Origin of the sequence: Clostridium omnivorum (genome assembly GCF_026012015.1) — a bacterium.
Classification (GTDB): Bacteria; Bacillota; Clostridia; order Clostridiales; family Clostridiaceae; genus Clostridium_AX; species Clostridium_AX omnivorum.
The window spans coordinates 3,386,801-3,400,930 of sequence record NZ_BRXR01000001.1; the positions used below are offsets into that span (position 1 = coordinate 3,386,801).

Sequence of the window (14,130 nt, forward strand, 5' to 3'; positions counted from 1 at the left end):
AGCTTGGCACATCTACATGCCTCCAATCATAAAATATAAAAATAATGTGTTTTTATGGAGGTAACTATGTTCATTTGTCCATACTTTAATTATAGCAATTATTGTAGAAATGATGAGAAAAAGAGTTTTACAATAGAAGAAGCAGCTTGGGTTGCAAGATACTTAAAAATTAAGTTTGAGAATTTTGATTTAGAAGACTTTAGAATTGGCTTAAATGTAGAACTAGAACATGGAACAGTGAATCCAAATACAAATATAACCAATGATGATCCTATTATAACAGGAAAAATAACACTTGCTCATTTAAATGAGTACCCGGATTATTATAAAAGACTTACTAAGATGGAAGAAGAAGCCGAGCAATATTGGAATAAAAGCAAGTCTAATGGCATAGAAAAATTAGGATAAGAGTAAGAAAATCTTAATATAAGAATAAATATTTTAAAAACGCAGAGGGCCTTCCTCTGCGTTTTTTTATAGAGCGTTCTTAAGGCCGCATCCCCGTGGCACATGACAATTGTCATATGGAAAAGTAATTTAACTCACTATTTTCATAGGGGGTATTAAAGTATTATAACATTAGAAAAACAAATGGAGGTATTAAAAATGATAGTTGAGATAAATAATCTGGTTAAAAGATACAAGGATTTTATAGCAGTGGATAACTTAAACTTATCAATAAAAGAAGGGGAAATATTTGGTCTCCTTGGACCAAACGGAGCAGGAAAGACTACAACAATAAATACAATATTAGGTCTTAGTAAAAAAGACAGCGGCGAGGTTAAAATTTTTGGAAAGAGTATGGATAAGTACGAAGAGGAAATAAAGAGAAATATAGGAGTAGTTCCTCAGAATATTGCTGTGTTTAATGATTTAACTGCATATGAAAATGTAGAATTTTTCGGAAGGCTCTATGGCTTAAGAGGAAAACTTCTAAAGGAAAGAGTAGAAGAAGCGCTGGAGTTTACCGGACTTTTGGATAGAAAGAAGGATTACCCAGGAAAGTATTCAGGAGGAATGCAGAGAAGATTGAATATTGCTTGTGCCATTGTTCACAAGCCAAAACTTATAATCATGGATGAGCCTACTGTAGGTATAGATCCACAGTCAAGAAATCACATATTGAATTCTGTTAAAAAGCTTAATGAAGGCGGCTCTACAGTAATTTACACTTCCCACTACATGGAGGAAATTGAGGAATTATGTACGGACATAACAATAATGGACCACGGAAAAGTAATAGCTAAAGGAACAAAAGAGGATTTAAAATCACTGGTATCCTTAGAGGAAAAGCTTACCCTAACACTATCTAATGTTAACTATACCATGGTGGATGAAATCAAGAGAATTTCAGGAGTTAAAGACTGTATAGTTGAAGATAGAAACATTACAGTAATATCAAAAAAGGACTGCAGAAATTTAAGCAGAATCATAGATGCAGTTAATAACTCAAACAGTGAAATATTAGGAATAGATGTTGAAAAGCCAAGTCTTGAGGGAGTATTCCTTACTCTTACAGGAAGAAAGCTGAGAGATTAGTAGGAGGGGTAACATGAATGTAATATATATAGCCTTAAGCACAATAAAACGGAACTTCAGAGATAAGAGATCTATGTTCAGGTCAATTTTAATGCCTATACTAATGATCATCGTTCTTGGAACAGCGCTTAACAGTGCTTTTGAAGGGCAGAAGATAGATAAATTTAATGTATGCTATCTTAATCAGGACAGTGGAACTCAGGGTGAGGAGTTTACAAAGTTTCTGAACTTAGATGACATAAAGGATGTACTGAACGTAAAAGAAGTAGCTTCTATTGAGGAAGGGCAAAAGCTCATTGACGAGCAAAAGGCTGTTTCACTAATAGTAATTCCAAAGAATTACTCTGAAAGGTTAAAATCAGGAGAAAATGCTTCGATTCAAATTTATAAAACCAAGTATACAGATTTTAAAAATGAGATTGTTGAAAATATAGTAGATGCTTACAATTCGGCTGGAAATGCCATGATGGCAGCTGCAAAGCTTAACCCAAAGGATTTAAGCTATAGCCGCTACAGCACAATAAAGGAAAATGTACTATCTACAGAAGGAAAGGCTCCAAGAGCTATAGATTATTACGGCGTGGCAATGCTGGTCTTAGCTATAATGAGCTCTGCATCCTTTGCAGCAGATATGGTTTCAGAGGACTACTTTGAAAATGTAGGAGTAAGAGTTAAGTCAACACCAGTAAAGCCTTTTGAGAGACTGCTTGGAAAAATAATTGGCTGTGTATTTGACATATTTGTGAAAGGTGTAATCATCATAGCCTTTAGTAAGTTTATATATCACGTGAACTGGGGAAGCAACTATGGAATGATAGCTTTAATTATGGTAAGTGCAGCTGTGTTTTCCACTATATTTGGAATGTTTCTAACTATGGCCGTTGGAAGTGGCAACAGAGCAAATGGGATTATAACCTTAGTAAATAATATTTTCACCTTTGTAGCAGGAGGATACGCTTTAATTATTACGACTGATGTTCAGACGTCAGCACTAATGCATCTTTCACCAAACTTTTATCCAATGACTGCGCTATTAAATGTAATATATTCAAATAATTATAGAGTTAATGTGCACTTCTTTAGCACAGCAGGTTATATTTCAATGCTTTGGGTGCTTTCAGCTGTGCTTTGTCTAGGCTTTATTGCACTTGAAAGGAGGAGAATAAGATGACAATCTTTTTTACAAATTTAAAAAGAATCTTTAAGAAAAAAGTAAATAGAATAACTATATTCCTTGCGCCTATTGTATTTATTATTTTATCCTTTAGTTTAATTACTCCTGGTACTATACATGTAGCAGTAGCTGATAAGGATAATACTGAATTCAGCAGAGCTTTTATAGAAGGGTTAAAAGAAAAAGCTGATGTTGGAGTTATATCAGAAGAGAATATGAAAACAGGTGTATACAATAAAACCATTGATTACGGAATTGTTATTGATAAAGGCTTTACAGACAGCTTAATAAAGGGTGAGGATGTTAAAATAGAATCCTTTAGGGCTGAGGGAGCAGGAGTGACTTCTATTGTGAAGCTGTATATAGAAAATTATATAAGCGCAGCAAAGAATATAGCAAAAAATGCTAATCGAAATAGTGAAGTCTTCTATTCTTCCTTCAAGGACTATGAAAAGGGAACCTTTAACAGCGAGAATATTGTGTTTGGAAATACTCAAGGTGATGGGAAAAAGGAAAAGATGGCACTTGGAATGCTTGGCTATGCAATGCTTCTAATAGCAACCTTTTCAACAAACATGATTCTTGAAGACAAGAAAAACAATACCTATACTCGTATGTTTTCAACTCCTCTAAAAAATTGGAACTACATGCTTCAAAATATACTTAGCATGCTGGTAGTAGTAATAATTCAAGTAGCTGTAGCCTTTCTATTTATGACAGGAGTGTTCAAGGCTCAGCTTGGGGCATCAGTATTAAGCTTGTTTCTCATATATACTATCTTTGCTGCCTGCAGTGTAGCACTAGCCCTAGCAATTGCAAGTGTTTCTAAAAACGTTAAGCAGGCTTCGGTTTTAGGACTATTAATAAATACCTTGGCAGGAATGGTTGGAGGCTTCTTCTGGCCAAAGGACTATATGCCAAGTACCTTACTTACCATAGGAAAGTTCACACCAGGATACTGGCTAACAGATGGAGTTGATAAGCTTTTAACTTCACCATCCATAACCTCTGCAGCACAGGATATAGGAATAATATTATTGTTCACATTGGCTTTTTTCATGGCTTCCTCATGGAAAAAGGTATATATAGAAAATATTTAATGAAAATGTTTGGGATGACCTGTATAATGATTTTATACAGGTTATTTATTTATAAAAAGGGTGCGTAATATGGAATATTTATTTAGGACATTGATTTTTTTAGTTATTATAGGTAAGTATGTACTTCTAAGAAGTATTTCTTCAGTGGAAGTGGCACTGCTTCTTGTGATAGCTACTGCAAATATATTTAAGCATAAATACAAGGTTACCTGGATAGGATTAATAGTGGAAATGGCACTGGCAGCCTTTGGATGCAGCTACAGCAGCTATTTTAGCTTAATATATGTACTTATAGCCTATGATGCTGGCAGTAAAAATATGAAACCTCTAGTAGTCCCATCAGCTATACTGGGGATGTACTTTTCAGCAGCAAATAATATTTTGGAAACAGGAGCATTTATTGCTGCAGCCTTTATGTTTGGAATACTCAATTTAAGGTTTGAAGAAAAGGTAAGCTCCTTTAAGGAAACCTATGATAATGAAAGAAGATACAGATATGAACTGGAAGCTGCTAAACAGAGACTTTTAAATTCGGCAAAGGAAACAGCCTATTTAGCTGAGATCAGAGAGAGAAACAGGATTGCTAGGGAAATTCACGATACTGTAGGGCACAGCCTTGCAGGTATTTTAATTCAGCTTCAGGCAGCTCAAAAGCTTAGAAATAGGGACGAAGAAAAGTCTGATGAACTTCTAGTGGATTCAATTGAGAGATTGTCGGATACCTTAAATGTGATGAGAAATACAGTCCACAACATAAAGCCTGGTGATTCCATGGGAATTGATTATATAAAAAGTATTATAAATAACTTCAATTATTGTCCTGTAGATTTTAAATGTTCAGGAGATTTTAGTAGTCTTCCAGCAAATATACTGGAAACCATAAGCTCGGATATAAAAGAGGCACTTACAAATGCCTATAAATACTCAAAAGCTACAGCTATAGAAGTAAAAATAGACATAGATCAAAGCCGTGTAAGAGTGTATATTAAAGATAATGGAGAAGGCTGTCCTAATTTAAAGGAAGGCTTTGGCTTAATGGGAATAAGGGAAAGAATCAAAAATTTAGGGGGAACAGTTTCCTTCAGCGGGGAAAATGGTTTTGTTATAGTTTATGTAATTCCTATTGGGAAGGGGGATAACAATTGAAAGTAATAATAGTAGATGATGACGGACTAATAAGGGACAGCTTAAAGCTGGTTCTAGGGCTTGAAGAGGATATAGAGGTAATTGGTACAGCTAGAAATGGAATGGAAGCCTTTGAACTCTGTAAGACAGACAAGCCAGATATTGTACTAATGGATATAAGAATGCCAGTAATGGATGGGGTACTTGGAACAAAGCTAATAAAAGAAAATTTTAGAGATGTTAAGGTTGTAGTGTTAACCACCTTCAAGGATGATGAATATATACGAGAAGCTGTTATGAATGGGGCTGAAGGCTATATATTAAAAAACCAGTCCACGGACAGTATTATAGAAAGCCTTAGAACAGTGCATAAAGGCAATACGGTTTTTGAGAAGGATGTAGTTAATGCAATTACAGGCATGATTAGAGAAGAAAGAAGCAAAAAGCCCTCTGACTATAATTTATCCGAAAGGGAATTTGAGGTACTCTCTCTAATTGCTGAAGGCTTATCAAATAAGGAAATATCGGAAAAGCTGTTTTTAGGAGAGGGTACTATTAGAAATTACATAACAAATATACTGGAAAAGTTGGAGCTTAGAGATAGAACTCAACTGGCTATCTTTTATTTAAAAAACTTTTAAGATGCAGCATGCGGTGCCACGGGGACGTTTCGTCTGGCACATGTGCCAAGCGAAACGTCCCCGTGGCACCCGTGACATGAAATTTACTAAAGGAGATGAAGGTAGAAAATGAGCAAAAGTATTATAAAAAAAGAGAATATAATTGATTTAGTTTTTATAATTATAGGTAGCTTTATTAGCTCAATGGGTATTAATATGTTTTTAACTCATGCAAGGCTTTTAAGTGGTGGAGTTACAGGTATTGCATTAATTATACAATATGTATTCAATATACAGGCTGGAATATTAATTATATTACTAAACATTCCATTATTCGTGATAAGCTTCTTAAAGCTTGACAGAAAATTCACCATATACTCCTTGGTAGGGACTATAACTCTATCAGTAGCTTTGATTATAACACATCCAATAGCTAATGTTTTAAATATAAATGATAAATTACTTTATTGCTTATATGGTGGAGTAGTAAACGGTATTGGTTTTGGTCTTGTATTTACACATAATGGTTCAACTGGTGGATTTGATATTATATCAATGATTGTAAGAAGAAAATATTCTAATATAAATTTAGGAAAAATATCCTTTGCTATTAATCTTATTATAGTGTCAGTAAGTGCATTTATATTTGGTCTTTCTAGCGCTCTGTATACGCTAATTGCAATGTATATAACATCTTTTGTATTAGATAATGTTGTAAAAGGCTTTAATCAAAGAAAAATGGTGCTTATAATAACTGAAAAGGAAGAAGAAGTATCAAAAATAATTATGACAAAGCTAGGAAGAGGAGTTACTTATCTATATGGAGAAGGTGCTTACACTGAAGTAAATAAGAAAATACTTTACTGTATAGTACAGTCCTCCCAAGTTCCAGAAATTAAGCGTATAGTAACAAATATTGATAAAAAGGCCTTTCTTACCTTTGTAGATGCTACAGAAGTTCAGGGGAAGGGATTTAAAAATGCGCTATAGCGCCGCAGGGCAATGATCTTTGGCACAAATTGAGCTGTAATGCATATATTTTATAAATATGTCAAAAAAACATCAGCAATGATTTACTGCTGATGTTTTTAGCATTTATAGCAAAATATCTTGTGAATATTTATTTTTAGATTCGTAAAGCATGAGGTCAGCTTCATGAATTAATTCTTCAAAGGTAGCATCTACAGAAGGCTCATATATGGAATAGCCCATGCTAATTGATAGCTTATAAGGTTTATTTGAAGCTAAATTGTACTGATAAAAATTATTATATATAAGCTTTATAATATTCTTTGCTTCAGCCTCGGATGCTTTGTTTACAGCAATCACTATGAATTCATCACCGCTAATTCGAGCCACAATATCATCCTTCCCAAGGGAATACTTAAGGAGCTTTGCAGCTGCCTTAATGGCTTCATCACCTTCTTTATGGCCAAAGCTATCATTAATAGATTTAAGCTTATTTAAATCTCCATAAAAAAGTGTAAATTTACCTCCAGTAATAACTGCGGCATTATATAGATTTCCTCCACTGTGATAAAAGCCCTTTCTGTTTAAGATACCTGTTAATTCATCAATATACATTGCTTTATTTTCGTCTACTAGTTTCTCGATTTTGATAAATGCATCAGAAAACCTCGAGGCAAGCAGATATGCTTGAGAGTAAGTGAAAATAAGAAATCCATAGGGTGCAAGGGAGGATGCAAATAACGTACCAGCTTGCACAAGCATATCGTGGGCTACTGAAGCAATGAAGATAATAAATCCAAATAGAACTATAATCGAGCCTTTATTTTTGTCTGCAGCAGCTTTAATAGCAGCATAAAGTACATAAATACAAACTCCTACTGTCCATATTTCAAAGCAGATTAAAAATCTATCATAGAATTCTATATTAGTTAACACTGTTATTAAGCTAATAACTAACGAAGCAATATTTATTCCAGTAACCACTTTATCAGATATTTCTTTTTTGAAGAGCTCCTTGAAATACATAAATATAAACGGTAGAGCTGCATAAGCTGAGAGGTAAGCTATTTTATTAAATAGGCTAAAAGGAATATTAGGAAAAAATTCATACACAACCCTTTGACTTACTAAAAAAGTTCTCAGTGCAATGATAATAGAGAAAATCCCGAAATACAAAGGTTCTTTGTATTGTTTCCTTTTAAAGTGCAGTGCAAAATGATAAATTCCTATAATGAAAAGGCATCCTATAGTAAAAATATCTGTAGCAGCATTTACGATATAGGATCTTTTTATTTGCATGGAATTTCCTAAAAACATGTCTTGGACTTTTCCTGTCACATTATTATAATTTGACATTTGAATTACTATTTCTGCTTGAGAATTGTGACTATTGAAAAATACCAATTGGTGTTCATAACTTCCGGCAGCACTTGCGGAATCTGTACTTACATTACCCACGGAGGATACTAATTGTCCATTAATCCATATTTTTGATGCAGATAATAAGTATTTGGTTTTTATCCCATAATAGCCATTATCCTTTGGATTCATATTTACTAAAATTCTCATTGTTGCATAGCCATATTTAGGCAGTTTTTTATTGCTGTCAGTTGCTATGAAGGAATTTGGTACTTTAAAGTAATCTACAGCTTGTCTTAAATTATTGCTATTAAAGTCTTTTGGCTCTAGTAATTCTCCGGGATATATTTCCCACTGTCCATCCAGTTTAACCAGTCCATCTTTTTCAAAGTTCCAGCTACTTAAGTCCAGCTTTCCGTGTTTAGCTGTAAGAACATTATCTTTCTTTGTGCTGCAGCTGCATAGTAAAATTATTGTAAAAAGTGAAAAAATAATAATTAATGCATGTCTTTTTTTGAATAAATTATTTATGTTAAACATCTACAAATGTGTTTCTCCTTTAAAATGAAGTATCATATGAAGATTATAGCACTAAAGTGATTTTATGCGCATAAAATGACAAAAAATATGTAAAAAGGGCACAAAAAAGCCATATAAAAGAGATTTTGGCTTTGGGTATGCAAAGATAGATTAATCACTAAACTTTTTTATTGGTACAAGTTTAAAATGTTCTTTTATATATTTAAGTAAAGAAGCTATGTCTTTATTTGGTTTTATATGGCGTGAGGTACAGCAGTACATATATCCAGGCTCAGGTGTAACAAGGCGTCGTATTACTATATTGGGATTATTAATTTTGAAGGCCATGGCTGAAGTAACAGTTACAATACCCGCGTTTTCTCTCATAGCATTGACAAAATTTAAGCTATAACTGGAGGAAACAATGATATGGGGATTAATGTTAGTTAACTTACAAAAGTAATCGAACATTTCTCTAAGAGCATTCTCAGGAGATCCGGTTATAATTTTTTCCCCATCCAAAAGGGAAAAATCCATAGAACCTTCAGTGATAGCTAGAGGATGATCTTTATGAAATGCAGCATACATATAGTCTTCTGCCAAGGGAAGGCAGTTAAATAGTTCTTGCTGAAAGGGATTGACTAAAAAGGCTATATCTATCTCATCTTTAAGTAGTTTTTGAAGGCAAATTTGTTTTGACCATTCCTGGATGTGAATATCCACATCTAAGTTATTTTTCTGATATTCAAAGATAAAATCTGTGTTCACACCATTTGACAATCCATAGGCAAAGGCAATATATATGGATTGTCTATTTTTTTGTTTGTATTTTTCGATTACTCCAGCTGCTTTTTTGTATTCTCCCTGCATATTTTTTAGAATAGGATAAATACCATTACATATCTCTGTAGGTGTAACTCCGGATTTGGAACGCTCAAATAAAACCACGTCCAGTTCCTTTTCCAGGGATTTAATCTGTCTGCTAAGTCCTTGTTGGGTAATAAAGAGCTGTGCACTGGTTTTTGATATATTAAGTTCCTCATAAAGCTGCAAAAAGGATTCGATAAATTTTATTTGCAATTTTCGTCACCTCTAGTTTTACAATATAATTTTATTCTACAACTAATTGTTGTGGATGTCTATTTTTTGTTGTTTTACTAAATAATTCACAAACTTTAAAATTTAGATAGATATGTTTTTTAAATATGTGCAATTAAAACTAATATATAAGGGCATGGGAGGGGTTAAAAATGGCTATTAGAAAGAAGATTGCAAAGCTTGCTAAAAAGATATGTGGAGCAACTGCAATGATGATTACAATTGATGAGAAGGCTCCGGAATACTACGTTCTAGAATGTGTTGTAACAGATGAAATGGCAGATGTAGGTTTAGCTATGGAGCTAAGAAAACCTGAGACTATTGAACAGATAGCAAAAAAGTGCGGGAAGACTGTTGAAGAAACTAAAAGACTGGCAATGGAGCTTGCACAGGTAGGTGCATGTATTTTCCATTCAGAACATGGAGTTGACTTATTTGAGTTAACAGTGTTTGTTCCCGGTGTAATGGAAAAGGTAGTGGGCAACAAAGAGCTGTGTGAAAAGTATCCTCAGATTCCAAAAGCTTTTGAAGAATACGCAAGACTTAGAGGCGGTATGCTGTCTCCTAAAATGCCTGTTGGAGTGGGTCCAATGCGTGTAATTCCCATAGAATCTGCTATTGATGGTAATACCCGCAGTGCATCTTATGAAGAAGTATCTGCCATTTTAAATGGTCATACTCTATTTGCAGTAGCAGATTGTTCCTGTAGAAGATCAAGGCGTCTTTTAGGTGAAGGCTGTGGACATTTAGAGCAGGACATGTGCATTCAGCTTGGAGAAGGTGCTGAATATTACATACGTACGGGAAGAGGAAGGGAAATAACACGTGAAGAAGCCTTCGAAATTATAAAAAAGGCAGAAGAAAACGGTTTGATGCATCAAATTCCTAATATAGACGGCAATAAAACTCACGCAATTTGTAACTGCTGTGGCTGTGCTTGCTATTCTATGAGAAATGCAGCTTACTTTAATTCTCCAGATATGATTCGATCAAACTTTGTTTCACAGGTAGATACAGAAAAGTGTATGGCATGTGGACAGTGTGTTGAAAATTGTCCAGTTAATGCGTTAAAACTTGGACAAAAACTATGTTCAAAAACTCCTATTGAAACTAAAGAAACACTTTCACCAAGAGACCATGTTTGGAGTTCAAAATATTGGAATCCGGATTATCGTGAAAATAAAAAGGATGTTGTAGACAGCGGTACAGCTCCATGCAAGTCAGAATGTCCTGCTCATATAGCTGTGCAGGGATATATAAAGCTTGCTTCTCAAGGAAAATATGCAGAGGCACTAGAGCTTATCAAAAAAGAAAATCCATTCCCAGCAGTATGCGGAAGAATTTGTCCAAGAAAATGTGAATCAGCTTGTACTAGAGGACATATTGATGAACCAATTGCTATAGATGAAATAAAAAAATTCATTGCTGATCAGGAGTTAATCAAAGATAAGCGCTTTGTGCCTAAGAAGAGATATAATTATGGTAAAAAAATTGCTGTTATTGGCGGCGGTCCTGCTGGATTATCCTGTACCTATTATTTAGCTATGGACGGCTACAAGGTAACTATATTTGAAAAGCAGTCAAGGCTTGGTGGTATGCTGACTTTGGGAATACCTTCTTTTAGATTGGAAAAAGAGGTTGTTTACGCTGAAATTGAAATTTTAAAGGAACTTGGTGTTGAATTTAAAACTGGAGTGGAAGTTGGCAGAGATATTACCTTGGAGGAGCTTAGAAAACAGAATTTTGAAGCCTTCTACCTTGCAATTGGAGCACAAAATGGAAGAAAGCTAGATATTGAAGGAGAAGATGCACAGGGGGTTATTACAGGAGTAGAGTTCCTAAGAAATGTGAATCTTGGAAAGCAGGTTAATCTTAAGGGTAATGTAGTTGTAATGGGTGGCGGAAATGTGGCAATAGACGTAGCAAGGACAGCAGTGCGTGAAAAGGTTAATAAGGTAGAAATGTACTGTCTCGAAAGCCTCAGTGAAATGCCAGCTCTCGAAGAGGAACTTGAGGAGGCTTTGCAGGAAGAAATAAAGATTAATAATTCCTGGGGGCCAAAACGCATATTACACGAAAATGGCAAGGTTACTGCTGTGGAATTTAAAAAATGTATTTCTGTGTTCGATGAAAATGGAAGATTTAATCCTAGATACGATGAAAATAATACTATAACGGTGCAAGCAGATTATGTGCTGCTTTCTGTAGGGCAGTCCATTGATTGGGGGAATCTGCTAGCTGGAAGTAAGGTTGAGCTTAATAGAAACAACACTGCAGCAGCTAATTCATTTACCTATCAAACAGGAGAAAAGGATATTTTTGTTGGTGGAGACGTATATACAGGACCTAAATTCGCAATTGATGCAATTGCTGCAGGTAAACAAGGTGCTATTTCTATTCACCGTTATGTTTGGGAGGGACAGAGCCTTATTTATGGCCGTGATAGAAGAGAATATCATGCACTAGACAAAGACAATATAATTATAGAGGGCTATGATACAACACCTCGACAAAAGGCTGGTCATTCAAAAAATACTGCAATGTCCTTTAAAGATAGTCGAATAACCTTTACCGAAGAGATGATGAAAAAAGAAACACAGCGCTGTCTAGAATGTGGTTCAGTAGTAGTGGACCAGGAGATGTGTGTAGGTTGTGGTCAGTGTACCACAAAATGTAAGTTTGATGCTATAAAACTTATTAGAAAGTATGATAAGGCAGGCACCACCTTTGAAAAGCTTCCATTGAAGCTGGCACCTAATGCAATAAAACGTGCTGGTAAAACTGTAATACGCTCAGTAAAAGATGTATTTTAATTCGTGTCATAGGGACGCTTAGCACATAGAAAAAACGCAGAGGATCCTCTGCGTTTTTTCTATATGATTATTTACTTATTTTTTTCACGTCCAAATAGTTTGTGCCCCATACACCAGCAAGAATCATAATGGAGCCTATAATATGATAATAGGCGAAGTTTTCCTTTAAGATTAGAACTCCAGCTATTATTGAAACTATAGTTGCCATATTAGAAATTACAGCAGATTTTGATGCCTCTATTTTAGAAAGAGTATAGTTTATTAAAAAGTAAGCTACTATGGATGATAAAATTCCTAGATATACTACTGAAATTATAAAGTCTTTGTTTTGTAGAGGTTTAAAGAACAAGGAAAGTGTTCCATTGCCTAGGTGATTTATTAGGGACATTAAAGTGAATATAACTGCACCCTCCACCATCATAGAATAAGTAAGTTCTATAGGTGTAAATTTCCCTGAAAGCTTTCTAGATATAATAGTAAAGGCAGCGGCTGAAAGTACAGCTCCTAGAAGCAATGCCATTCCAAGAAGGCTTCCACCACCTGAGCCAGAGCTTCCCATTATTCCGATATACATGACCCCAGCTACAGATAGAAATATAAATACAAGCTGAAGTCTTGAAGGCTTTTCTTTAAGAAAATAAGCTGAAAGTATTACTACGAATATTGGGATTAGTGAAATCATAAGTCCTGCTTGAGAAGAACTGGAGTATTTAATTCCATAGGTTTCGAAAATAAAATATACAACGGGTTCCATAAATCCAAGCAGCAGCAGACCTTTTAAATCCTTACCTTTATAATCCACTTTAATTACTTTAAAAAGCAATAAAGCTGACATAACTATTAATGCCGTTAAAAATCTAAAGGATATTAACTCCAAAGGCTCTGAATGAGCTAAGGCTTTTTTAGAAAATAAAAAGCTGAGCCCAAATATAAAAGAGCTGCCTAGTCCAGCAACCATTGGCAAAGTACTATTTTTATTTTTCATAGTTATCTCCTATCTAAATTCAGTCTAAGTAAATTGTAATATAAAAGATAGCCTGTTTCAAGCATTTAAGGAGAGCTAAGGAAAGTATTTCACTTTAGCAGAAAAGGCAGTAGGAGGCTAGTCTTTTTTCTATTTTTATATAAAATGTTACTTGTTTAAATAAACCCAAACTATGATAAAATATAGGTAAAACATGCGCTGAAATTAATTGATAAAAAGCTGAAAGGAAATATATTAGTGAATAAATTAATGGGCTTTTACGAATTAAAGAACTCTACTCTGCCAACTATTAAATGGGAAGTATATGATGGACAGCAGAATTTTAATAAAAAGCAGCTGTGGACACTGCGCACGGCTGTATATCAAGGCAAAGACATAAATCTTCCTAGATATATTGGTATAAATGGCGAAGAAGCAAAGAAAAATGCTGATGCTTTATATAGCCAATTTAAAGAAAGCGGGATGGTTATATATTACCCTTATTTTATTGCTGAAAAGAGCGGTACCTTAAATGTATTTATAGATAAAACAGTAATTGAGGCAGTGAAAGAAGATCTATGGAACCTAGTAACCTATTCTAAAAAGGATGTAACTATAATACAAGATAAAAATGAGGAATTAAGATATATTGGTGATGAACACTTCCTTAGAGAGGATGAGCTGTCAGAGCTTATGAAGTATGTACCAGTTGTAAAGTCAATGTTTAAAGAACAGCTAATTGAAGGAGAAAGCATCCTTCTAGAATGGAGCTATGCTTACAACTGTGGTGTTGATAGAAATAAAATAGGCAGTAAGTATTTAGTTTTTTACGAAGCAAGGACAGTATAGG

General features: G+C 34.5%; 12 protein-coding genes. 9 read left to right on the top strand and 3 right to left on the bottom strand.

The features are described from left to right. Positions 1-66 precede the first annotated feature (66 nt). From bsdE14_RS15880 to bsdE14_RS15910, 7 genes are all read left to right on the top strand, one after another. Positions 67-408 (top strand): DUF5661 family protein, encoded by a 342-nt coding sequence (locus bsdE14_RS15880; protein ID WP_264850980.1) that lies wholly within the window; start codon positions 67-69, stop codon positions 406-408. Positions 409-606: 198 nt separating this feature from the next. Beyond that, a complete protein-coding gene (locus bsdE14_RS15885) occupies positions 607-1,539 on the top strand; it encodes an ABC transporter ATP-binding protein (RefSeq protein WP_264850981.1) in 933 nt (310 codons plus the stop codon). A 13-nt stretch (positions 1,540-1,552) separates the two neighbouring features. Further along, complete coding sequence (locus bsdE14_RS15890) at positions 1,553-2,710, top strand: ABC transporter permease (protein ID WP_264850982.1); 1,158 nt, start codon at positions 1,553-1,555, stop codon at positions 2,708-2,710. Next, on the top strand, positions 2,707-3,813 hold the full coding sequence (locus bsdE14_RS15895; RefSeq protein WP_264850983.1) for an ABC transporter permease: 1,107 nt from the start codon (positions 2,707-2,709) through the stop codon (positions 3,811-3,813). Before bsdE14_RS15890 ends, bsdE14_RS15895 begins: the two co-directional genes overlap by 4 nt. A 69-nt stretch (positions 3,814-3,882) precedes the next feature. Further along, on the top strand, positions 3,883-4,959 hold the full coding sequence (locus bsdE14_RS15900; protein ID WP_264850984.1) for a sensor histidine kinase: 1,077 nt from the start codon (positions 3,883-3,885) through the stop codon (positions 4,957-4,959). Then, on the top strand, positions 4,956-5,579 hold the full coding sequence (locus bsdE14_RS15905) for a response regulator transcription factor (RefSeq protein WP_264850985.1): 624 nt from the start codon (positions 4,956-4,958) through the stop codon (positions 5,577-5,579). Before bsdE14_RS15900 ends, bsdE14_RS15905 begins: the two co-directional genes overlap by 4 nt. A gap of 108 nt (positions 5,580-5,687) precedes the next feature. Continuing rightward, positions 5,688-6,548 carry a YitT family protein gene (locus bsdE14_RS15910; RefSeq protein WP_264850986.1) on the top strand — a complete coding sequence of 287 codons (861 nt, stop codon included), beginning with the start codon at positions 5,688-5,690 and terminating at the stop codon, positions 6,546-6,548. Positions 6,549-6,653: 105 nt separating this feature from the next. Here the strand turns inward: bsdE14_RS15910 and bsdE14_RS15915 are convergent, their stop codons facing one another. Together bsdE14_RS15915 and bsdE14_RS15920 are read right to left on the bottom strand one after the other, a co-directional pair. Then, positions 6,654-8,426: a diguanylate cyclase gene (locus tag bsdE14_RS15915; RefSeq protein WP_264850987.1), complete on the bottom strand. Its 1,773-nt coding sequence runs from the start codon at positions 8,424-8,426 to the stop codon at positions 6,654-6,656. A gap of 150 nt (positions 8,427-8,576) precedes the next feature. Beyond that, complete coding sequence (locus bsdE14_RS15920) at positions 8,577-9,485, bottom strand: LysR family transcriptional regulator (protein WP_264850988.1); 909 nt, start codon at positions 9,483-9,485, stop codon at positions 8,577-8,579. A gap of 170 nt (positions 9,486-9,655) precedes the next feature. Here bsdE14_RS15920 and bsdE14_RS15925 point away from each other — a divergent pair, with 170 nt between their 5' ends. Then, entirely contained in the window at positions 9,656-12,316 is a 2,661-nt protein-coding gene (locus bsdE14_RS15925) for an FAD-dependent oxidoreductase (protein ID WP_435382536.1), read from the top strand. 67 nt (positions 12,317-12,383) lie between these two features. Here bsdE14_RS15925 and bsdE14_RS15930 read toward each other — a convergent pair whose 3' ends face one another. Beyond that, on the bottom strand, positions 12,384-13,301 hold the full coding sequence (locus tag bsdE14_RS15930) for a DMT family transporter (RefSeq protein WP_264850989.1): 918 nt from the start codon (positions 13,299-13,301) through the stop codon (positions 12,384-12,386). Between the two features lie 237 nt (positions 13,302-13,538). On the opposite strand from bsdE14_RS15930, the gene bsdE14_RS15935 reads away from it, so the two are divergent. Then, entirely contained in the window at positions 13,539-14,129 is a 591-nt protein-coding gene (locus bsdE14_RS15935) for a hypothetical protein (RefSeq protein ID WP_264850990.1), read from the top strand. Position 14,130: the final 1 nt, after the last annotated feature.